21 protein-coding genes are annotated in these 20,902 nt (G+C 53.9%); 5 read left to right on the top strand and 16 right to left on the bottom strand.

Annotated elements, in window-relative coordinates:
- Positions 1–35: 35 nt before the first annotated feature.
- Entirely contained in the window at positions 36–923 is an 888-nt protein-coding gene (locus CLV80_RS00860; protein WP_106353781.1) for a lysophospholipid acyltransferase family protein, read from the top strand.
- Here the strand turns inward: CLV80_RS00860 and CLV80_RS00855 are convergent.
- Positions 920–1,612 (bottom strand): DUF1223 domain-containing protein, encoded by a 693-nt coding sequence (locus CLV80_RS00855; protein WP_106353779.1) that lies wholly within the window; start codon positions 1,610–1,612, stop codon positions 920–922. The genes CLV80_RS00860 and CLV80_RS00855 overlap by 4 nt on opposite strands.
- A gap of 218 nt (positions 1,613–1,830) precedes the next feature.
- On the opposite strand from CLV80_RS00855, the gene acnA reads away from it, so the two are divergent.
- Positions 1,831–4,521, top strand: a complete 2,691-nt coding sequence (gene acnA, locus CLV80_RS00850; RefSeq protein ID WP_106353776.1) for an aconitate hydratase AcnA — start codon at positions 1,831–1,833, stop codon at positions 4,519–4,521.
- Between the two features lie 166 nt (positions 4,522–4,687).
- The gene (locus CLV80_RS00845) at positions 4,688–5,347 is read left to right on the top strand and encodes a MarC family protein (protein WP_106353773.1); all 660 of its coding nucleotides are present in this window, start codon (positions 4,688–4,690) and stop codon (positions 5,345–5,347) included.
- Between the two features lie 7 nt (positions 5,348–5,354).
- On the opposite strand, the gene CLV80_RS00840 is transcribed toward CLV80_RS00845, so the two are convergent.
- The 10 genes from CLV80_RS00840 to CLV80_RS00795 all read right to left on the bottom strand — a co-directional run bounded on the left by CLV80_RS00840 (position 5,355) and on the right by CLV80_RS00795 (position 12,550).
- The gene (locus CLV80_RS00840) at positions 5,355–5,891 is read right to left on the bottom strand and encodes a DsbE family thiol:disulfide interchange protein (protein WP_106353771.1); all 537 of its coding nucleotides are present in this window, start codon (positions 5,889–5,891) and stop codon (positions 5,355–5,357) included.
- On the bottom strand, positions 5,884–6,027 hold the full coding sequence (gene ccmD, locus CLV80_RS00835) for a heme exporter protein CcmD (protein ID WP_106353769.1): 144 nt from the start codon (positions 6,025–6,027) through the stop codon (positions 5,884–5,886). The genes CLV80_RS00840 and ccmD overlap by 8 nt, the downstream gene beginning before the upstream one ends.
- Positions 6,020–6,748, bottom strand: coding sequence for a heme ABC transporter permease (locus tag CLV80_RS00830; RefSeq protein WP_207766460.1), 729 nt, complete (start codon positions 6,746–6,748; stop codon positions 6,020–6,022). The genes ccmD and CLV80_RS00830 overlap by 8 nt, the downstream gene beginning before the upstream one ends.
- Positions 6,749–6,779: 31 nt before the next feature.
- Positions 6,780–7,436 carry a heme exporter protein CcmB gene (gene ccmB, locus CLV80_RS00825; protein WP_106353764.1) on the bottom strand — a complete coding sequence of 219 codons (657 nt, stop codon included), beginning with the start codon at positions 7,434–7,436 and terminating at the stop codon, positions 6,780–6,782.
- A complete protein-coding gene (ccmA, locus tag CLV80_RS00820) occupies positions 7,433–8,047 on the bottom strand; it encodes a heme ABC exporter ATP-binding protein CcmA (RefSeq protein WP_106353762.1) in 615 nt (204 codons plus the stop codon). Before ccmA ends, ccmB begins: the two co-directional genes overlap by 4 nt.
- Positions 8,047–8,400, bottom strand: coding sequence for an Mth938-like domain-containing protein (locus tag CLV80_RS00815; protein WP_106353759.1), 354 nt, complete (start codon positions 8,398–8,400; stop codon positions 8,047–8,049). Before CLV80_RS00815 ends, ccmA begins: the two co-directional genes overlap by 1 nt.
- Before the next feature lie 9 nt (positions 8,401–8,409).
- Positions 8,410–9,378 (bottom strand): protein translocase subunit SecF, encoded by a 969-nt coding sequence (gene secF, locus CLV80_RS00810; RefSeq protein ID WP_106353756.1) that lies wholly within the window; start codon positions 9,376–9,378, stop codon positions 8,410–8,412.
- 1 nt (position 9,379) lies between these two features.
- Positions 9,380–11,041, bottom strand: coding sequence for a protein translocase subunit SecD (secD, locus tag CLV80_RS00805; protein ID WP_106353754.1), 1,662 nt, complete (start codon positions 11,039–11,041; stop codon positions 9,380–9,382).
- 18 nt (positions 11,042–11,059) lie between these two features.
- Positions 11,060–11,338: a preprotein translocase subunit YajC gene (gene yajC / locus CLV80_RS00800; protein ID WP_106353752.1), complete on the bottom strand. Its 279-nt coding sequence runs from the start codon at positions 11,336–11,338 to the stop codon at positions 11,060–11,062.
- A gap of 141 nt (positions 11,339–11,479) precedes the next feature.
- Positions 11,480–12,550, bottom strand: coding sequence for a Hint domain-containing protein (locus tag CLV80_RS00795; RefSeq protein WP_106353750.1), 1,071 nt, complete (start codon positions 12,548–12,550; stop codon positions 11,480–11,482).
- Positions 12,551–12,760: 210 nt separating this feature from the next.
- Here CLV80_RS00795 and serS point away from each other — a divergent pair, with 210 nt between their 5' ends.
- Complete coding sequence (gene serS / locus CLV80_RS00790) at positions 12,761–14,053, top strand: serine--tRNA ligase (RefSeq protein ID WP_106353747.1); 1,293 nt, start codon at positions 12,761–12,763, stop codon at positions 14,051–14,053.
- On the opposite strand, the gene CLV80_RS00785 is transcribed toward serS, so the two are convergent.
- Entirely contained in the window at positions 14,050–15,246 is a 1,197-nt protein-coding gene (locus CLV80_RS00785; RefSeq protein ID WP_165793283.1) for a T6SS phospholipase effector Tle1-like catalytic domain-containing protein, read from the bottom strand. The genes serS and CLV80_RS00785 overlap by 4 nt on opposite strands.
- Before the next feature lie 135 nt (positions 15,247–15,381).
- Between CLV80_RS00785 and CLV80_RS00780 the strand changes: the two genes are divergently transcribed.
- A complete protein-coding gene (locus CLV80_RS00780) occupies positions 15,382–16,071 on the top strand; it encodes a TspO-related membrane protein (RefSeq protein WP_511261306.1) in 690 nt (229 codons plus the stop codon).
- Here CLV80_RS00780 and der read toward each other — a convergent pair.
- The 4 genes from der to CLV80_RS00760 all read right to left on the bottom strand — a co-directional run bounded on the left by der (position 16,046) and on the right by CLV80_RS00760 (position 20,850).
- Complete coding sequence (gene der, locus CLV80_RS00775) at positions 16,046–17,503, bottom strand: ribosome biogenesis GTPase Der (RefSeq protein WP_106353741.1); 1,458 nt, start codon at positions 17,501–17,503, stop codon at positions 16,046–16,048. The two genes, CLV80_RS00780 and der, sit on opposite strands and share 26 nt — an antisense overlap.
- A gap of 51 nt (positions 17,504–17,554) precedes the next feature.
- A complete protein-coding gene (locus tag CLV80_RS00770; RefSeq protein ID WP_106353739.1) occupies positions 17,555–18,850 on the bottom strand; it encodes a PQQ-like beta-propeller repeat protein in 1,296 nt (431 codons plus the stop codon).
- Between the two features lie 20 nt (positions 18,851–18,870).
- On the bottom strand, positions 18,871–19,527 hold the full coding sequence (locus tag CLV80_RS00765) for a tetratricopeptide repeat protein (RefSeq protein WP_106353737.1): 657 nt from the start codon (positions 19,525–19,527) through the stop codon (positions 18,871–18,873).
- A 123-nt stretch (positions 19,528–19,650) separates the two neighbouring features.
- Positions 19,651–20,850 (bottom strand): multidrug effflux MFS transporter, encoded by a 1,200-nt coding sequence (locus tag CLV80_RS00760; RefSeq protein ID WP_106354408.1) that lies wholly within the window; start codon positions 20,848–20,850, stop codon positions 19,651–19,653.
- Between the last annotated feature and the right edge of the window lie 52 nt (positions 20,851–20,902).

The raw sequence follows: 20,902 nt of genomic DNA, 5'->3' as shown, positions 1-20,902 counted from the left end.
GCCAAATCAATCGACATTCAGGCGCGAGTTTTTAGATGAGCACGAGAAAGACACCCAAAGGTACCACCGCCGATTGGCTTGCAGATCGTGTTCTGCGCGGCCTCATCGGTACGATGCTGCGTCTCCCTTATGAACGGCGGGTACCTGCGATGGGGCGCGCCCTGCGCGGCGCGGTCGCACCTTTGGCTGGCTATCAAAAGCGTGCCGAAGAAAACCTCAAATTCATTTATCCGAACATGGCTGTCGACAAACGACGCCAAATAGCACACGATTGCTGTGACAACTTTGGTAGGACATTAATCGAAAACTACGCTTGGCAAGAATTTTCAAATCGTATTAGCGGCACAGTGCCAACCGGAGAAGGGCTTGAACCGCTTGCAGAGGCAGCCAAAACACAGCGCCCTGTAATCTTTGTGACGGCACACTACGGCAACCACGAAGCCCCACGCCAAATACTAACCGCGATGGGCCACACCATTGGGGGGCTTTACCGGCCCATGCTGAACCCGTATTTTAACGCCCACTATGCGAAGACGATGACGTCATGGGGCGGCCCCGTGTTTGAGCAGGGTCGCCGCGGCACAATGGGATTTGCCCGGCATTTGAAATCCGGCGGCATGGGAACGTTGCTATTTGACGTGTCAGCAAAGGGCGTCAAAATTCCGTTTTTAGGACAGCCTGCGCATACCGCGACATCTGCTGCTGACATCGCGATTAAGATGGACGCTTTGGTCATCCCCTATTTCGGGATCAGGCAACCAGACGGGCTTTCGTTCGCTATCGAAGTTGAGGCGCCTATTAAAACCGGGACGCCTGAAATGATGATGACCGAAATGACCCAACGGCTTGAGGCGCAAATCACACGTGATCCTGCACAATGGTTTTGGGTTCACCGCCGCTGGAAAGCACGTAAAGACGGTTAACGCAGCTGGGCGGCTCCAACGATTGGTCCGTGTCCGCCTTGTTGAACCAACACGACGACTGCATCGCTTCCGGGTGTGGTTGCGGTAATTTTAAGCGTACCTGCCCCATCCCATTCTGCGATTGTATCAAGAGAGCTTACAATATTTGTGTATTCCAGCTGACGACCTGCGTTTTCTCCACGCTGAATATCGACGATCGCTGTCGGAATATAGCGAACGAGCTCCACGATATAATTGCTGATCTCGGTCGATGTCGCCGATATCTGAAGCTGATCATCGGTCCGGGACAATGACACCGAAACTGGATAATCGTTGCGCCCATGAGTTTGGATTAGATCCATCACCTGCATTGGTCGTGATCCAATAACATGATCGACGCCACCGACAATCATCTGTGGTGTATAGACCGTTGTGGCACGTGCGGCGCGGGCATAGGCATGCTGTCGTGCTGTATTCTCGGCGCTGCCAAAAATATCGGTCCAGCCGATGTAATCCCAATAATCCACATGAAGCGCGAGCGCGATAACATCATCACGCTGTGCTAAATCGTGGAGCATTTCATCTGCCGGAGGGCAAGATGAGCAGCCTTGCGACGTATATAACTCCACGACCACCGGGTCGGCTTGTGCTATGATTGGGGTTATCTGAAGGGCCCCAAATACAGCAATAGTAGAGAAAATCGTACGCATTGTTCGTCCTATTACAAGTTGTCTATCGGTGTAGCCCGACCCGGCTGTAATGACCAATCAATGAATTGAGAACAGTTTGTTATGTATGTTTCAATGGCAACAGGTTGAATTGTGTACAATAGTATACAAATAAATGAACAGCCTCTTGTACGCTCTCGCTGCTTGATGCAGAAATATGAAATAGCCTTACACAGCAATTGCCTTTGAAAGGGATAGCCATGACAATCACAGTCGGCGCTGATACAGCCAAAACCCGCAAAACCCTAAGCGTTGGGGACCAGTCGGTCGCCTACTACTCTATTCCTGCCGCCCAAGCCGCTGGTCTGGGTGACTTTTCGAAACTACCTGCCGCTCTCAAGGTCGTGCTAGAAAACCTCCTACGCTTTGAAGATGACGGATTTTCGGTTTCTGTAGACGATATCAAAGCATTCTCTGAATGGGCTGACAATGGCGGTAAAAACCCACGTGAAATCGCCTACCGCCCTGCCCGCGTTCTGATGCAGGATTTCACCGGCGTTCCAGCTGTTGTTGACCTTGCAGCGATGCGCGACGGTATCGTGGCACTTGGTGGCGACGCACAGCAGATTAACCCACTGAACCCTGTCGATCTGATCATCGACCACTCGGTCATGATCGACGAATTCGGTAACCCACGTGCGTTCCAAATGAACGTGGACCGCGAATACGAACGCAACCTAGAACGCTATACGTTCCTTAAGTGGGGCCAAAAAGCATTCAACAACTTCCGCGTTGTGCCACCGGGCACAGGTATCTGTCACCAAGTGAACCTTGAATACCTTGCGCAAACTGTTTGGACTGACAAAGACCAAAACGGCGTCGAAGTTGCATACCCTGACACATTGGTCGGCACTGATTCTCACACAACCATGGTGAACGGCCTTGCTGTTCTTGGTTGGGGTGTTGGTGGTATCGAAGCCGAAGCCGCGATGCTGGGTCAGCCAGTTTCCATGCTGATCCCCGAAGTTGTCGGCTTTGAGCTGACAGGCGAAATGGTTGAAGGCACCACAGGTACTGACCTTGTGCTGAAAGTCGTCGAAATGCTGCGCGAGCTTGGCGTTGTTGGCAAATTCGTCGAATTCTTCGGCGAAGGTTTGGACCGTCTGCCACTCGCAGACCGTGCGACAATCGCGAACATGGCACCAGAATATGGCGCGACATGTGGCTTCTTCCCAATCGACAACGAAACACTGCGTTACCTGCGTAACACTGGCCGTGACGAAGACCGCATTGCGCTGGTCGAAGCCTACGCCAAGGAAAACGGTTTCTGGCGCGATGCGGACTACAACCCAATCTACACCGCAAAACTGCACCTCGACATGGGTACAATCGTCCCCGCGATCTCGGGTCCAAAGCGCCCACAGGATTACGTTGCACTGACAGGCGCAAAGACCGCCTTCGCAAACGAAATGGAAAACACCTTCAAGCGCCCAATGGGCAAAGAAGTTCCAGTCGCTGGCGAAGACTACACTATGGAATCAGGCAAGGTCGTGATCGCGTCGATCACATCCTGCACCAACACCTCTAACCCATATGTCATGATCGGCGCGGGTCTGGTGGCACGCAAAGCGGCAGCACTTGGTCTGGATCGCAAACCTTGGGTTAAGACATCGCTGGCACCTGGTTCACAGGTTGTGTCCGAATACCTAGAGGCCGCTGGCCTGCAGGAAGATCTGGACAAAATCGGCTTCAACCTTGTTGGTTACGGCTGTACAACATGTATCGGTAACTCTGGTCCAATCCAAAAAGAACTGTCTGATGCGATCGCCGAAGGCGATCTGGTCGCGACATCTGTTCTATCAGGTAACCGGAACTTTGAAGGCCGTATCTCGCCTGACGTCCGCGCCAACTACCTTGCGTCGCCTCCTTTGGTCGTGGCTTATGCACTGGCCGGTACAATGGATATCAACCTTGCCACTGATCCAATCGCGCAGGACAAAAACGGCAATGACGTTTACCTGAAAGACATCTGGCCAACCAACCAAGAGATCAACGAACTGGTTGAAAAGACAGTTACCCGCGAAGCGTTCCTCAAGAAATATGCGGACGTCTTCAAAGGCGACGAAAAGTGGCAAGCCGTTCAGACACCTGATTCTGAAACATACGACTGGCCAGCGGCTTCGACATACGTTCAGAACCCACCCTACTTCCGCGGCATGTCCAAGGATGCAGGCACAATCAAAAACGTTGAGAACGCAAAGGTTCTCGCCGTACTCGGCGACATGGTCACAACCGACCACATCAGCCCTGCCGGTTCGTTCAAAGACACCACCCCTGCCGGTCAGTACCTGATCGAACGTCAGGTGCCTGTGCGCGAATTTAACTCTTACGGGTCTCGTCGTGGTAACCACGAAGTCATGATGCGCGGCACATTCGCCAACATCCGCATCAAGAACGAAATGCTGGACGGCGTCGAAGGTGGTTACACCAAAGGCCCAGATGGCGCGCAGACTTCGATCTTTGACGCGGCGATGGAGTACCAAGAAGCAGGCACACCGCTTGTGATCTTTGCTGGTGAACAGTACGGCGCGGGGTCTTCGCGTGACTGGGCAGCCAAAGGTACGGCCCTGCTAGGTGTCAAAGCGGTCATCGCAGAAAGCTTTGAGCGTATCCACCGTTCTAACCTTGTTGGTATGGGCGTTGTTCCATTCGAATTCACTGGCGGCGACAGCCGCAAAACGCTTGGCCTGACTGGCGAAGAAACAGTGACCATCGAAGGTCTGGATGCCGTGAAACCGCTGCAGGAAATGACTGCACAGATCACAATGGCAGACGGTACCACCAAAGAGATCACGGTCAAATGCCGGATCGATACAGCGGTCGAGATTGAATACATCGAAAACGGCGGCGTGCTGCACTATGTTCTACGGAACTTGGCAAAAGCGTCTTAAACTGGACCGATATCAACACAAAGGGCCCGGTCAATTTGATCGGGCCTTTTTCGTGCATATTAAGTTAAACCAGATAATATCTACGTCATCGACGGGCTCGTTGATTGATCCGAGCAGTGACTACGTTTAGGACATAATTATTGCCCCTAAAATAAATGAGTCTCTAGTGGATTGGCCCAACCTGCTTCGTGAATTTGTTACCCTATTCGTTGTCATCGACCCTGTCGGTTCTATCCCGGTCTTTTTGTTCGCGGTCGCTTCAGTCCCCGCAAATCTACATAGACGCTATGCCTTGCGTGCAGTCGTGATTGCGACCTTGGTCTTGATTGGCTTTTTAGTCGGCGGACAGTTCATGCTAGAGGCATTAGGCTTACGCTTTGGGTCGTTTCAAATCGCAGGTGGGATTATCTTATTTCTCTTTGCCCTTACGATGATATTTGGGCACTCAAAACCTGAGACCGAAATCGAAGAAGCCGGAAAGGACCACCTAGCAGGGGCAGTTTTCCCGCTTGCCATGCCGTCGATCGCTTCGCCCGGCGCAATGTTGGCCGTGGTCGTTCTAACCGACAATCACGAACAACCGTTGATCGAACAGGCAATTACTGCGGGCCTGTTAGTGTTGGTGATGATCTTTACCTTGGGATTGCTGCTGGTCGCCACCTATGTTCACCGTATTATCGGCAATACAGGCGCAAGTGTGATCAGCCGGGTGATGGGCATGATCCTCGCAACAATTGCGATTGATTCAATCATTGGCGGCTTAGAGGCGCTAACAATCCTCGACTTGCCCGCCGCTCAATCAGCAGATGGCCCGCTAACCAACTAGTGTCAACTTACTCAATCGCCTTCATCAACTCCGGCAAAAACCGCTGCTCATAATCAGATCCGACTAGGGGCCCAACGAACCGGAACAGCACAGTTCCATCCCCATCCACAATGAATGTCTCGGGCGGTGCGGTGACGCCCCAGTCAATGGCCACTCTGCCCCGCAGGTCAAACCCTGTGGCAAAGAATGGGTCTTCGTAATCTGTTAGATAGGCAGACGCCTGATCCTGCGCATCGCGGAAATTGACACCTGCGATCCGGTATCCTTGTTCCGCAAGTTCCAACAGTTGCGGATGCTCGGCACGGCAAGGCGGGCACCAGCTCGCCCAGAAATTCACCAGTGTGATTTCACCACTACGTAGGTCCGCATCAGTGATCTGGTTGGTGCCATTTACGGCCTCGACCGGAACGGCGGATGCTTGTTGACCAATGAATGTGGACGGCAGATCATCGTTTTTACCCTGCCACATGCTGACTGCAAACATGCCAGCGAGTGCTGCGAATATTGCGGGTGGTGCAATCATCAAAGGCGATATTTTAGCCATTGTTTTCAATCCGTTCCAAGGCAGTCCGCACGCGAACAGATCGACGCCAACTTAGCAGAACGACGACAGCCAACAGCCCAAGGCTCACACCATAGGCAGCTAGGACTTCAACTGCGTATTTTCCCAAATCAGGCACGGCGCGCCCTCGCTTCTAGGGCCCGGATACGGCGGGCACGGATTTCAGTACGGGTGCGCAGTAGCACCAGTCCAACAAACAACAGAACAAACCCAGCGATGCAAATCACAAGCGGTTGCCAAAAAACGTCTGATACGTTTTCCTCTTTATCGAGCGACAGTGACGCGCCCTGATGCAGCCCTTGGTTCCAGAAATTCACCGCGTAGCGCGACAAGATCGCAAAGATCGACCCGACCATGCACAAGACAGATGTTAGGTCAGCGGCGGTGTCCGGGTCTTCGATCGCCTCCCACAGGGCGATGTAGCCGAGGTAAAACAGAAACAAGATCAGAAATGACGTAAGCCGCGGGTCCCATGCCCAATAGGTGCCCCACATCGGCTGCCCCCAGATTGCACCGGTGAACAACGCAATCAGTGTAATTGTCAGCCCTACGGGCGCAGCGGCCCGTGCTGCCAGTGCCGACACGTGGTGCCGACGCACCACCCAAATCAAGGACGCCACCAGCATCATGATCCATGCGTTAATCGCCATTAGCGCGGCTGGGACGTGCAGGTAAATAATCTTGACCGTCGATCCTTGGCGGTAATCGTCAGGCGTAAAGAAAAAGCCCCAGACCAAGCCCACAATCAGGCACAACGCGGCCAGCCCAAAAGCATAGGGCAGCACAGGCGTTGTCCAGCCCATAAACTTTTTCGGATTTGCATATTCCCAGATCGACATTTCGATTACCTATCCTGCTCGTTGCGCCCGATCAACGCAGATTGATGCGTAACGTGGCCGCAGTCGCGAACGGCAACACCGCAAAGCACCCAGCCGTAATCATGCCAAGCAGGATCAAAGCGCCAGTTGGGTCCAAACCATCAGCGCCACGTCGCACGGCTTCTGCCCCGAAAATCAACGTCGGAACGTAAAGTGGCAACACGAGTAGCGACAAAAGCAATCCTCCGCGACGCAACCCGACTGTCAACGCCGCGCCAAACGTCCCGATCATCGACAGCGCAGGCGTTCCCAACAACAGCGACAAAAGTAGGTATTTGTAGGCTTCTGGCGCGAGCGACAACAGAAACCCAAGCGCGGGCGCGGCCAACGTCAGCGGCAGTCCCGTCGTGATCCAATGCGCGAGCGCCTTGGCCAATGCGGCCCCCTCTAAAGGCAACGGAGATGTCGCGAGCAAGCCCAGCGACCCATCCTCAAAATCCAACGCAAAAATGCGGTCCAGCGAAAGAAGGGCCGCCAAAAGTGAAGCCACCCACAAAATCCCTGGCGCAATTCGCGATAGCAATTCGGTCTGAGGCCCCACCCCAAGGGGAACAAGAACAACCACGATCAGGAAAAACGCGAGCCCTAATCCGAACCCGCCCCCTGCCCGTACCGCAAGCCGCAGGTCACGCAGGAGCAAAGCGATCACAAGAATGCCTCGTCTGTGGCACCACCTGCCTCTGGCGCTGATTTGAATGGCGTCAGGTCAAGTTCAGGTGCGGTAACGCCAAGGTCAATATGCGTCGCAATCACAGCTACACCGCCGCTGGCAAGGTGCTTGTTTTGCAGCCAGTCGGCAAACAGTCGAACCGAAAACCCGTCAAGCGACACAGTAGGCTCATCCAAAAACAACACTTTGCGCCCGATCACGCCAAGACGCGCCAAACCCAGTCGCCGTTTTTGGCCGGCAGAAAGCGTGCCGGCAATGCGCTCTCGCAAATCGGCCAAATCGAAGGTGTCCCAAATATCGTCAGGGACTGGTTGGCCGTAAACATCGGCCCAAAACGTCAGATTCTCGGTGACGCTTAGTGCGGTTTTGATACCGTCAGCGTGGCTCGCATAGGCCGCCTCGTCCGCCGGGTGCTCGACTTCGCCAGCCAAAGCGGGTTGCAGCCCCGCCAATGTCCGCAGCAACGTCGTTTTCCCGATACCATTTGGGCCTCGCAGGATCAGTGCCTGCCCTGCGGGTACGTCAAAGCTTATGTCGCTTAGCACAGGAATCCCGCCCCGCGCACATGTCATGTTACTAACGCGCAGCATTAGACGGGGATCAGGGCGATAGCGACGCGGCGCCCTTCTGACAGTAGAATATTATAAGTCCGGCAGGCAGCAGGCGATGCCATCGCCTCGACCCCGATACCGGCGTCTTCTAGCGTAGTACGAAAATCGGCGGGCAAATGCGCGACCTCTGCGCCCGTGCCCACAAACAAAACATCCAGCGTTTCGGCCTGCTCGAGCAAAGTGGCAGTATCTTTATAGCCGCCCCATGCCTTTACACCGGCCGCGAAAGCCGCGACCGCGCCGTCATATTTCGTGCCACCGATGCGAAAGAAACCTGGACCATATCCATCGACCGGGGTCGCATCGTTATAGTTGATTTCATTCAAACGCATCGGGCATCCTTATTGATCTAAGTGTGCATAGCGCGTGCCGGCGGCTGGGTCCTTTTTAGACCAGTCACGCTTTACACCCAAGACAAGCAAAACAGTCGAAGCAACAAAGATCGACGAATAGGTACCGATGACAACACCCCAGATCATCGCAAAGACAAATCCACGGATCACATCGCCGCCCAGAACATACAAAGACACAAGCGCCAACAAGGTGGTGACAGATGTCATCAACGTCCGGCTAAGCGTTTCGTTGATAGACAGGTTCAGCACCTCTTTGAGGTCCTTTTGCTTATACTTGCGTAAGTTTTCACGCACCCGGTCAAATACAATCACCGTATCGTTGATCGAATAACCGACGATCGTTAGTAGTGCGGCAATAATAGCGAGATCAAATTTGATCTGCAGTTCTGAGAAGATACCAATTGTTAGCAGCACATCATGAACCAGCGCCAACACCGCGCCGACCGCGAACTGCCATTCGAACCGCATCCAGATATACAACAAAATCGCGGCAACAGCCAAAGTCACAGCCAAGATAGCGGTGTTGATCAGCTCGCCTGATACTTTCGGACCAACGGATTCAATCGACTGAAACGTGATTGTCGGATCAAGCCCAACCAGCGCGGATTGGATTGCATCGACAGTGTCAGACGCGATCCGCTCGTCGCCCTCTTGGGCTTGAATACGGATCATTGCGACGTGCTGATTGTCCGCAAAGCTTGGATCGTTGACCTCTGCGATAGAAACATCGCCAAGCCCTAACGGCTCGAGCGCGCCGCGGTAGGCCGCGACATCAACTGCGACCTCAGACTGGGTACGAATGCTTGTCCCACCTTGGAAATCGATCCCAAAGGCAAGCCCTTGGATCAGAAACGACCCAAGCGCCACAGCCATCATTACAATGGAAATACCAAGCCAAATCCGTGCCTTACTAAAAAAGTCGATGGAGGTGTTATCGCGTACAAGTTTCAAGCGCATTTTAAACCTCAATTGTCTTAGGACGGGCGCGGGCAAACCAGATCACGATCAGTGACCGGGTTACAAAGATGGCGGTAAAGACCGACGTAACGATACCAAAGCCTAACGTCACGGCAAAACCGCTGACCGGGCCAGAGCCGATCACAAACAAGATCACAGCAGTGATAAACGTCGTGATGTTTGCGTCAATAATCGATGACAGGGCCTTTTCATAACCGAGTTCAATGGCGCGTGCCGCACCTTTGGCAGTTTTCAGTTCTTCGCGGATACGTTCAAAGATGATGACGTTTGCGTCGACTGCCATACCAATGGTTAGCACGATACCAGCGATACCCGGCAGCGTCAGTGTGGCACCAATGATCGACAGCAGACCAAAGATCAGCCCGACGTTGATGATCAGCGCGATGTTTGCGAACACGCCAAACAGGCCATAACTAAGAACCATAAACACAAGAATCGCGATACCAGCGACAATGCAAGCGACTTTACCTGCGTCGATGCTGTCTTGGCCCAGCTCGGGGCCAACAGTGCGTTCTTCGAGCACGGTCAGCGGTGCAGGCAGTGCGCCAGCACGCAGCAAGATCGCAAGATTGGTTGCTTCTTCAACAGTGAAGTTACCGGTGATGATACCCGAACCGCCCGGAATGTGGCTTTGGATACGTGGCGCAGAGATAACTTCGCCATCCAGAACAATCGCAAATGGTGAACCGATGTTTTCTAACGTGTAATCACCGAATTTACGTGCGGCAGTCGTGTTAAAGCGGAATGCAACAGCAGGTGACCCGTTTTGGTCGAAATCAAGCTGCGCGTTTTCCAGATCTTCGCCGGTTACAACCGCACGCTTTTCCAGAATGTAAAACAACCCTTCGTTTTCGGCATCCGGCGCAAGGATATTGCCAGTACCAGGCGATTGCGCAGGGTCGCTCGTGCTACCCAAAACCGAATTGAACGTTAGCTGGGCAGTTGTACCGATCAGGTCGATGACTTCTTGTGCGGAACCAACGCCGGGAACCTGAATCAATACACGATCAGTGCCCTGGCGTTGAATGGTTGGTTCGCGTGTACCAGCTTCGTCGATACGACGGCGCACGATTTCTAGCGTTTGTGCCATCGTGCGGTCGTTCATGGCAACCTGTTCGGCCTCGCTGAGCTTAATCGTCAGGACAGGACCGTTGATGGACACATCCAGATTGCTACCGGCCGCCCCTGTCAAGGATGTCACCGGGCGGCCAAGACCGCGCACCAGTTCCAACGCACGTGCGGCACCATCCACCTGAGAAATACGTACACGCAGTTCATCAGCTGGGCTGTCATCACGCGTTACAAAACCTACAGCGTCACGTTCAGCAGCAAGCGTATCACGTACTTCTGGCCAGAAACCCTCTAGATACGATCCGTGCACCTCTTCCAGCGCAACCTCGACCAGCAGATGCGCGCCACCACGCAAATCAAGCCCAAGGTTCACAAGACCCGAAGGCAATACGCTTGGCCATTGGGCCGCGTCTGCGTCGAGCGTGGCATTGGTTTGCCCGCTGTCAATGACAGCGACCGCGTCATTATGTGTTTCTACCCGCGTATAAAACGCATTGGGCATCGCAAACAGCAGGCCAATAACAACAGTTCCCCAAATCAGGATCTGCTTTGGCATCGAAATATTCAGCATGACGCGGCCCTTCGGCGGTTAGGATTTCGCCGGTTCGGTTTTGTTCAGAACGGTCGTGATGGTGGATTTAACCACACGCACAATCACACCTGCAGCAATTTCGACTTCAACTTCGTTGTCATCTTTTACCTTAACCACTTTGCCCTTCACGCCACCTTGGGTCACGATCTGGTCGCCGCGGCGCAGTGCCTCAAGCATTGTTTGATGCTCTTTCAGCTTTTTCTGCTGTGGACGGATAAGCAAAAAATACATGATCCCGAAGATCAATAGCAGCATTATCAGGTCTTGAGGTCTCATTTCGCAATCCTTTAAATTCGCAAGGGCCGTACGACCCAAAAGTCGCGGCACGTTACTGGCGAGATAAGCAATTAGCAACCAGATGCAAGTCTATATGCAGTGGAAACAGGAAACCCGCGACACAATCCGGCGCTTGATTACTTAGCGGCTCTGGATCGCGAAATTTTGCTCAACATCCGGCTGCGGCGCTGCGCTCTGTGCAAGTCGCCTTACAAGTTTGGCTGCTGAACGAACCGTGATCAGTGGCAAGGCAGGTGGTGCGTATGCCTCGACACCCTGCTCTTTCAGATTAGGAATAAGCGCATAAAGCTCTTCTCTTAGCACGGGACCAAGTGTTTTTAACGCTTGCTTGCCCGGGTACAGGCTTTCTGCCGGTACGCCTTCTGCATACATCACAGCATGCGTATCCAACAAAATCGATACATAGGTAATTGTTTTCTTACCCTTCATCCAGCGCCCCCCGCGAAGCGCAGTTAGCCCCTTTGCAGGAGCAAGAACCCGTTCATCACCAAATAGGTCTTTGACGACTGCCCCACCAACACACAGCCTATGTTGTGGTGATAAAATCAAATCACGACGCGGAATATCCACCCCAAGACTACCTTTGCGGCATAGAATTGGGCGTTGCTTATTCGTTTCAGCGTTAAGAGCAATTTCACGCCGCCCTACCCAAATAACGCGTCCCAAATACCCACCCACCGTCTTTACAAAGTCTCCAGGGCACAGGTTTTCAACGGGGACCTGCCCAGTCGCTGCTTCAATTAATGTTCCAAGACCAAAACACGGGAATTCTGAAAAATCCAATTCACCATCGTCATCACCTTCTCCGGCGACTGCGGCTTGGTCGTCCCTATCATACCGCACACTTGCAGGCCCAACGGGTACGCCACCTAAATCAATAATGAAATTGGAGTTAACAATGATCAGGTGTTCGTCACCTGCCGCCATCCCTTGTTCAGCATCAGGGTTTATCGATGTCCTCAGCATGACGACATTGCCGCTGCTGTCGAGTATCGTGACAAATTGACCGTTCTGAAACTCTGTGACGCCGCTATTGACCTGTTCGACAACGACAGTAAAAATCTTACTACTTGCCCCAAGCGCCTCGACGTCAGTCAGGTTTACTTTGCGGCCAGCATTGTTACCGTTGGCCGACAAACTTGAATAAGTACCCAGCTGATCTCCGCGTAAGGTAAGTGTAACAGTAGCCATCGTTTTCCACCATTCAGAAGCACCCAACCCCACGCGAACACGACGTTAGCTACTCGCGTTGTTACAGCTAAAGCCGCCGAAAATCCATGAAAACATGACAATTGCGACGTTTCGTTTCTAAATCATGTGCACCATCCCAGTTTCGGGTTCACTTGAAACCCAAGATGGGGCATATCACCCGCAGAATTAACGCCAATAAGGACCGATGCTATGCACGATATTCGCGCCATCCGTGACAACCCCGCCGCTTTTGATGCGGCTCTGTCTCGTCGTGGGATCTCGGCTGCGTCGTCCGAAATTTTGGAACTCGACGAAGCCCGTCGTGCCAAGATCTTGGCAGCAGAAACTGCGCAAGCTGAAGCCAACAAAGCGGCTAAAGAAGTCGGGGCCGCCAAAGGTCGCGGTGACGAAGCAGAGTTTGAACGCCTACGTGCATTGGTTGCTGAAAAGAAATCGCAAATCGCCGCACTCAACGACGAAGCGAAAGCCCAAGATGCTGCGCTAAACGATCTGTTGATGCGCATACCGAACCTGCCAGACGAAGGCATTCCAGACGGCGAAGACGAAGAAGATAACGTCGAAATCAACCGCGAAGGTGCCCCGCGCAACTTTAGCTTTACGCCGGTCGAGCATTACGACATCCCCGGCATTCGCCCGGGCATGGATTTCGAAACCGCTGCAAAACTGTCTGGTAGCCGCTTTGTGCTGTTGTCGGGCGCTGTCGCACGGCTACACCGCGCGCTTGCGCAGTTCATGCTTGATACACATGTCGACGAACACGGCCTGACCGAAACCATCACCCCTGTGCTCGTTCGCGAAGAAATGATGTATGGTACGGGTCAGCTGCCGAAATTCGGCGAAGATAGCTATCAAACCACAAACGGTTGGTGGCTTATTCCTACGGCAGAGGTCACGCTGACCAACATCGTTAACGGTGTAACCATCGAAGAAAGCTACCTGCCCCGTCGCTATGTCGCGCATACGCAGTGTTTCCGCTCGGAAGCTGGTTCGGCCGGTCGTGATACATCCGGCATGCTGCGTCAGCACCAATTCGAAAAAGTCGAAATGGTCAGCGTCACAAAGCCAGAAGATAGCGCAGCCGAACACCTTGCGATGACGAAGCGCGCGGAAACCATTCTTGATAAGCTTGGTCTTCCTTACCGCACCGTTGTTCTGTGCACAGGTGATCTGGGTGCAGGCATGCGCAAAACCCATGATATCGAAGTCTGGCTTCCCGGTCAGAACGCCTACCGTGAAATCGCGTCAATTTCGGTTGCTGGTGACTACCAAGCACGCCGCATGAACGCGCGTTTCAAACCTGCGGCTGGCGGCAAGCCAGAGTATGTGCATACGTTGAATGGCTCTGGCCTTGCAGTGGGCCGCTGCTTGATCGCCGTCGTAGAGAACGGCCAGCAAGAAGACGGCTCTGTTGATCTACCAGCCGTATTGCACCCCTACTTGGCTGGCAAAACACGCATTTCTGCCGACGGCCAACTGGCTTAATCAGGCGGGAGCAGATCATCACTGGTGATCTGCTCTTGCAACTTGGTCATGACCTTGGCCAGTGTTTTGGGTTTATAGTCCTTGTCACACGCGATCCGATCCAACGTGATCTGACTGACATCTTCGACCCGTGTCGGGCCATCACGATCAATAGCGCTCCATAGCATCGCTTTCTTCATCAGCCCGATCCGGGTTTGATTGATCAACGGTTCGCGAATATTTCGCGTTTCACGCACGCGCTCCAACACCGTGCTATCCATCTCAAGCCCGGCACGCCCTGCCCCTTCGGCGATCCAGTCACAGGCAAACGACGACAGTCCAACGCGGTCACCGCCACCACCAACCGATCCATGATCTCCCGGGAACCATTCCTGCCGATATGCCCATTCTGTACGGCTCTTTGGATCAAGCGAAACGTCGGCATCAAGGCCAAGTGCCGCGCGGTTCATCACATCCAGCTTTTCTGACCACATCGCTGGCGGGAACGTCTTGCGACGCTCGTCAATTGCGACGGCATGGCGGGCGGATTTAACCATGCTGCTCAGGTGTGCGTCATGAAATTGATGTTTTTTGTTGAACAGCTTAGCGGTGATCCAATGGCCCGGAACACCCAGCGCACCGACCGTATCCCAAACACCCAGATAATTGATCCCAAGGTTGACACATAGGTGCGGGCGGGTCTTTAGCCGCCAGTTCCATTCCGCCTTGCTTGTCGCCGTGTAGGGCGCGAAATCAGAGCGGAAGAGAAAGCTTTCGGGATCGTCTGGGTGGGTATTCTTGTCGCGCGAACGATAGCGGGCCATGGCCTCACCCAACCGGTGCACATTTTGGCGTGGCGGGATACCACAAGACCGAATGAGCCCCGCAAGTGACCGCGCAGTATACGCCCCGCGCGAGAAACCAAAGATGTAAATCTCGTCACCCGGTTCATAGGCGAAGACAAGACCGCGGTATGCGTCCTCGATATTCTCGACCATGCCGATACCCATCGCACCGCCCAACGTACGATCAAGCCAACGTGCCACCTTGTTTGACCCGCGACCCGTGCCGACACCCAACACATAAAACACCTCTTGTTTGTGCCCATCTGTCGCGGTGTGCTTCACCGCTTGGGCAAGCCGTACAACATTGGTTGGGTGTTCTGCATCGTGGCGGTTCCAGGTGCCGTCACAAAAAATAGCAATCCGTTTCATAATAAATCCATCCCCATAAATAGGCATATGGTGGGAAAAACCGCCATTTACTGGCAAGTCTGCAATTCCCTACCCTGTATTTGATTTTTACAAACGCGACCTAAATCGTGCTATATGAAGAACATGCGCGCAATATTGACACTCATCCTCACATTGACGTTTGTGGGATCGCCATTCCTGACCAGCCCTTTTTCGGGGTTTACGGCTGATCAATTGCCTATTCCGCAGATTAAACCGCCGATCCAACCAGCAGGTTACGCTTTTGCGATATGGGGGGTGATCTATGTATGGCTCGTGGTGTCAGCCGCTTACGGGCTTTGGAAACACAAAGATGACCCCAGATGGGACCGCGCGCGCGCGCCGCTGATCGTCAGTCTTGCCGTGGGCACACCGTGGTTAGCCATCGCAAACACGAGTGCGATATGGGCCACTATATTGATCTTTGTGATGATGATCACCGCCATCATGGCACTGCTGCGCACACCAAATGACCGTTGGACTTTTCAGGCGCCAATTGGGCTTTATGCAGGATGGCTGACAGCAGCTTCTTTTGTGTCACTCGGCAGCACTGCAGCAGGATACGGCATACTAACAGATCAGCTGGGTTGGGCTTATATAGGTATCATATGCGCGCTGATCGTTACGCTTACCACCATGCGCCATAGCCGCAGACCAGCCTATGGGCTTGCTGTGGTTTGGGCGCTGGTTGGTATTGTTGTGGCAAACGGCACCGCCCCTCTTGGTGTCAGTATTCTGGCGGGCATTGGGGCGGTGGTGTTGTTGGGACTAAGCGTCGCGTCTAGCGGTCACTCGGTCCCTTCTTAAGGTGCTTAGATAGACGTGAAGGCTGCGAAGACTTCTTGTCTTTGTATGGGTTCTTGTCGCCCTGATCACGCAGGTACAGACGGATCGGCGTACCTGGCATATCAAAATCGACACGCAAGCCATTGATAAGATATCGCTTATAGCTTTCCGGCATCAAATCAGGGTGCGAGGTCATCACAACAAACGCAGGCGGACGCGTCTTTACTTGGGTCATGTAACGCATCTTGATGCGCTTACCGCCAGGCGCGGGTGGCGGGTGCTGTTCCAGCATCCCAACAAGCCAGCGGTTCAAGTTCGCGGTGCTCACGCGGCGGTTCCACACATCATGGGCGCGCATGATGGCCTGCTGCAAACGATCAAGACCCTTGCCTGTCTTAGCAGACACAGTCACCAAAGGCGCACCGCGCAGCTGTGGCAAATGGCGTTCAAAGCTTTCGCGCAGTTCTTTCAGCTTTGTTTGCTTTTCGTCTTCGATGTCCCATTTGTTGACGGCAACAACGACGGCTCGGCCTTCGCGTTCGGCCAAATCAGCGATCCGCAAATCTTGCTGTTCAAATGGGATTTCAACGTCCAACAGGACAACGACAACTTCGGCGAATTTAACAGCGCGCAGACCGTCAGAAACGGATAGCTTTTCTAGCTTTTCCTGAACCTTGGCCTTTTTACGCATACCAGCGGTGTCAAATATCCGCATAGGCACCCCGCCCCAGTCTTGCTGGACGGAAATTGCGTCACGGGTGATGCCAGCCTCTGGGCCTGTCAGCAGGCGCTCTTCGCCGATGATCTTGTTGATCAGCGTGGACTTGCCCGCATTGGGGCGACCGACAACAGCGATCTGAAGCGGCTTGGCATTTGTTGGAACGCGTGGTGCGTCTTCGTCGTCTTCACCAACGTCAACATCAACCTCTGGCGCGTCAGCGGCAGCGCGTTCTTCGTGTTCGTCATAGATCGGGCGCAACATATCCATCAATTCACCCATGCCTTCGCCGTGCTCAGCAGACATACGAATTGGTTCGCCAAGGCCAAGCGAATAAGCCTCTAAGATTGTTGCATCGGCGGCTTTGCCTTCGCCCTTGTTGGCAGCAAGGATAACGTTTGCATTTTTCTTACGCAGGATTTCCGCGAAAACCATATCAGCAGGTAGAACACCCGCACGCGCGTCAATCATGAACAGGCAGACATCGGCCATTTCCACGGCACGTTCTGTCAGGCGGCGCATACGGCCCTGAAGGCTGTCGTCGGTGGCTTCTTCCAGACCAGCACTATCGATCACGGTGAATCGTAGATCCGCGATCCGCCCCTCGCCTTCGCGTAGGTCGCGCGTTACCCCCGGCTGGTCATCGACCAAAGCCAGCTTTTTGCCAACCAAACGGTTGAACAGCGTGGACTTGCCCACATTGGGACGACCCACAATAGCAAGGGTAAAACTCATCTTTTTCGGCTCCTGACGGATGTTGAGGCCCGCCGATACACCAATCAGCGGCTAACGGAAAGCATGCAATTTGCCGTCTTTGCTAACAACGTACAGCGTTTGCCCTGCAACAACAGGTGCTGAGGCCGCGCCTCCAGGTAAATCAATGGTCCCAATGAGCGCACCAGAGGTCGGATCGAACTGTCGGATAAAGCCATCTGAGGATGTCACAATCAGACGTCCACCAGCCAGAACAGGGCCATAATGTGCATAAACACGGCGCTGACGGCTTGTTTTACCTTCCGTAAAGTTCGGTAAGTCGACGCGCCAAACCGGGTTCCCCGTTTCTGCGTCTAGTCGCACAAGTTCGTTCACATCGTTGATAACGAAAACGGCATCGTCAACCGGCCATACAGGGCTAAGCGCGCCCTCGGACGCAGTCCAGATGCGGCTTCCGTCCTTCAAATTAAGCGCAACGATTCGGCCGCCAAAGTTACCGACATAAACCCGGTCTCCCGCGATCACGGGATCACCGGCGATATCGCTGACCAACGATGCGGCGCGGCCAAGGCGATCGCCAGAAACGACCGCGGACCAACGACGAATACCGCCAGCAGGATAAGTTGCGATCACTTCACCTGATGGGAATGGCAAAATAACAGTGTCACCCGAAACAGCAGGCGATGCGCCACTATCAAAATTCGCAACCGAAGGTGTGCCATTTTGCTGCCAGCGAATACGGCCGTCGTTCACATCCAACGCCCAAGCCGTGCTGTCGCGTCCAACGACGTAAACTAGATCATCGCGCAATGTCGCCGATGCGTTTACCGGCGCATCAAGGTCCTGCACCCAGATGGTCGCGCCAGTCGCGGCATCAAGCGATGTGATCTCTCCAAATCCGGTGGTTGCATAAATTCGTCCACCGCCGACCATAACCGCGCCCCCAGACGCATCAGCAGTGCGTGCACGGGCTGGCGTCAGGTCACGTGACCACAAAGTGCGGCCATCTACAGTCGTTGCGGTTACAGTTGCGCGTGCATCAACGGTATAGACAATCCCACCTGCTACAACGGGCTCTGCTGTAATCCGTGCCCGACGGCTGTCGCCAGCACCAATCGGAGCAGTAAACAAAGGTGTAAGCGTCGCACCAAGCGCTGGGTGCGAGATCTGATGCGAAGGACCACCATTGCGGTCCGTCCAATCAGCATTCGCCCGCGCCTGAGGAAGACTGATGGGTTGCACAGTGTTTTCGAACACAGGCGTATCACGTAGTGCAAACCGCTCTCCGGGGAGGATCACGTCTTCTTCGCCACAAGCAGCCAAAAGCGCGATTGCAAGGCTCGCGCCGAGAATTGTTTTTGCCGTCACGGTGCGTTCCAATCCAAGTTTTATTGTGCCACTGGCTCGGGCATCGGTTCGCCCAAAGCGATCATCAAGTTTTGCACCCGCTCGCGCAAGCCCCTTGATGATGCAGCATCTTCTTCAATTTGACGGAACACTGTGATCGCAGCATCGGTATCGCCACTTTCAAGATTTGCATAAGCGATTTGCTCCATCGCCAGCAAATAATAGGGCTGACCGGGCCGGGCCAGTGGTTCAAGCGCTGCAATTTTGGCAGCGGTGTCGTCATTAGGCAGCATAGCGGACTTTAAGGCTGCCAAATCACGGTACATTTCTGGGGCCGTGTCGTCAGCGGCCAATGCAGTCAAAATTGACGCAGCCGAGTCCAACTCACCAGCATCGACTTGGGATGATGCGGCCATCAGTGCAGCAATCGCATTTGCATCACCTTCAATAGGCAGATCGGCAAACACTGCGGCACGGGCTTCGGCATCGGTTTCTTCTAACGCATCAAAAATTGCATCACCTGCGGCCTCTGCGCGGGCTTGTTCTTGGGCTGACCGATATTCGGTCCACGCCGCACCGCCAACAATCGCAAGCACCACAGCCACGGCAATGGGGCCGTATTTCCGCATTTGTGCATAGAGTTTGTCGCGCTTCACCTCATCGGTGACTTCATCGATAAAACTGTCCGAGTTGCTCACCTTGGCCCCCAATTAACGCAAAACGCGCTATTCTGTTTTTGCGTTCATATCGCGAAGCTGGCCAGATGGACAAGTAAGAAGGCGCCCGAAGGGGCGCCTAATCAACATTACACAGAAAATTTATCAGCTTGCGGCCGCTGATGCGGCTTGTTCTTTCGACATAATGCCCAGCGTTCGCAGCGCCAAAACAAGCGCCAGAACAGCACAAAGTGCGATTGCCCCGATCATCGGAACAGCTGTTCCGTCAAAGAACAATCCGGTGATGACGACCATCACGCCACCAGTAACCATCTGAAGCGTTCCACCAAGGCTGGACGCAAGGCCGGCAATGTCGCCATGCGGATCAAGTGCGACCACCATTGTCGTTGGCAGAATGAGTCCGAGGCAAGCATTGGCCAAAAACAGGCCAGCGATGATGACGTAGAGGCTCGCGAAACCTGCGAGACCGATAAGCAGCAACACAAGAGTAAAGCCTGCAAACCCAATGATCGCCCAGCGCATCACCGGCAAAATACCAAATTTCTCGCCCAGTGGTCCGGCAAGTTGTGAAGCACCAAAAAAGCCCAGCGCGTTTACAGCAAAGGCGATGCTAAACCCTGTTGGGCTAAGCCCGAATTCTTCGGTATAGACGAACGCCGCGCTGGCGATGAAAACCATAAAGCTGGAAAACCCAAATCCACCGATCAGTGTCAGCCCCATAAAGACTGGATCACGCATCAGGACTTTGGTGCCTTGCCAAAGGTTGGCGAAGTTCACTTTCACCCGGTGTTCTTCGGTCAATGTTTCAGGCAATACAGTCCCGACCAGCGCCAAGCTTAGCATTGCGACAAAGGCCAGCACCCAAAAGATGATGTGCCAATCGCCCAGCGCGATCAGGCCACTACCCGCAAGCGGAGCAAGCATGGGCGACACAGAAATCACGAGCATAACCATTGCCATCAGCTTTGTGGCTTGGGTTCCCGTGTGCATGTCCCGAATGATCGCGCGCGGCACAACCATCAATACGGCACCACCTAGCCCTTGAACGGCACGGGCCGCGATAAGCCAACCAATGGTCGGGGCTGTCGCACAGCCAATCGAACCGATGATAAAAATACCGATCCCAGTATAAAGCGGTAGCTTGCGCCCGACCTGATCGGCCCATGGGCCGTAAAACAACTGCGCAAGACCAAAGGCGACGAAGTAACCGGTCAGCGTTAGCTGAACCGCCGAAACATCGGCGTTCAGACTAGCGGCAATCGCGGGCATAGCTGGAAGATACATGTCGATCGCAAAGGGACCAACAGCAGAAAGAAGCCCTAGAATAAGGGCAGCGCGTAACATGGGCATGGGAGGACCTGAAATTGTGTGAATCGCTGTCACGTTATTCCCGAAG

It is taken from the genome of Yoonia maritima (assembly GCF_003003285.1).
Taxonomy (GTDB): domain Bacteria; phylum Pseudomonadota; class Alphaproteobacteria; order Rhodobacterales; family Rhodobacteraceae; genus Yoonia; species Yoonia maritima.
The sequence above is the reverse complement of the archived record's forward strand: the minus strand, read 5'-3'. Positions and strand labels throughout refer to the sequence as shown.

Coding starts and splice junctions, on each gene's coding strand:
- CLV80_RS00860 (WP_106353781.1), top strand. CDS start 36: ATGAGCACGAGAAAGACACCCAAAGGTACCACCGCCGATTGGCTTGCA.
- CLV80_RS00855 (WP_106353779.1), bottom strand. CDS start 1,612: ATGCGTACGATTTTCTCTACTATTGCTGTATTTGGGGCCCTTCAGATA.
- acnA (WP_106353776.1), top strand. CDS start 1,831: ATGACAATCACAGTCGGCGCTGATACAGCCAAAACCCGCAAAACCCTA.
- CLV80_RS00840 (WP_106353771.1), bottom strand. CDS start 5,891: ATGGCTAAAATATCGCCTTTGATGATTGCACCACCCGCAATATTCGCA.
- CLV80_RS00830 (WP_207766460.1), bottom strand. CDS start 6,748: ATGTCGATCTGGGAATATGCAAATCCGAAAAAGTTTATGGGCTGGACA.
- ccmA (WP_106353762.1), bottom strand. CDS start 8,047: ATGCTGCGCGTTAGTAACATGACATGTGCGCGGGGCGGGATTCCTGTG.
- CLV80_RS00815 (WP_106353759.1), bottom strand. CDS start 8,400: ATGCGTTTGAATGAAATCAACTATAACGATGCGACCCCGGTCGATGGA.
- secF (WP_106353756.1), bottom strand. CDS start 9,378: ATGCGCTTGAAACTTGTACGCGATAACACCTCCATCGACTTTTTTAGT.
- secD (WP_106353754.1), bottom strand. CDS start 11,041: ATGCTGAATATTTCGATGCCAAAGCAGATCCTGATTTGGGGAACTGTT.
- yajC (WP_106353752.1), bottom strand. CDS start 11,338: ATGAGACCTCAAGACCTGATAATGCTGCTATTGATCTTCGGGATCATG.
- CLV80_RS00795 (WP_106353750.1), bottom strand. CDS start 12,550: ATGGCTACTGTTACACTTACCTTACGCGGAGATCAGCTGGGTACTTAT.
- serS (WP_106353747.1), top strand. CDS start 12,761: ATGCACGATATTCGCGCCATCCGTGACAACCCCGCCGCTTTTGATGCG.
- CLV80_RS00785 (WP_165793283.1), bottom strand. CDS start 15,246: ATGAAACGGATTGCTATTTTTTGTGACGGCACCTGGAACCGCCACGAT.
- der (WP_106353741.1), bottom strand. CDS start 17,503: ATGAGTTTTACCCTTGCTATTGTGGGTCGTCCCAATGTGGGCAAGTCC.
- CLV80_RS00760 (WP_106354408.1), bottom strand. CDS start 20,850: ATGTTACGCGCTGCCCTTATTCTAGGGCTTCTTTCTGCTGTTGGTCCC.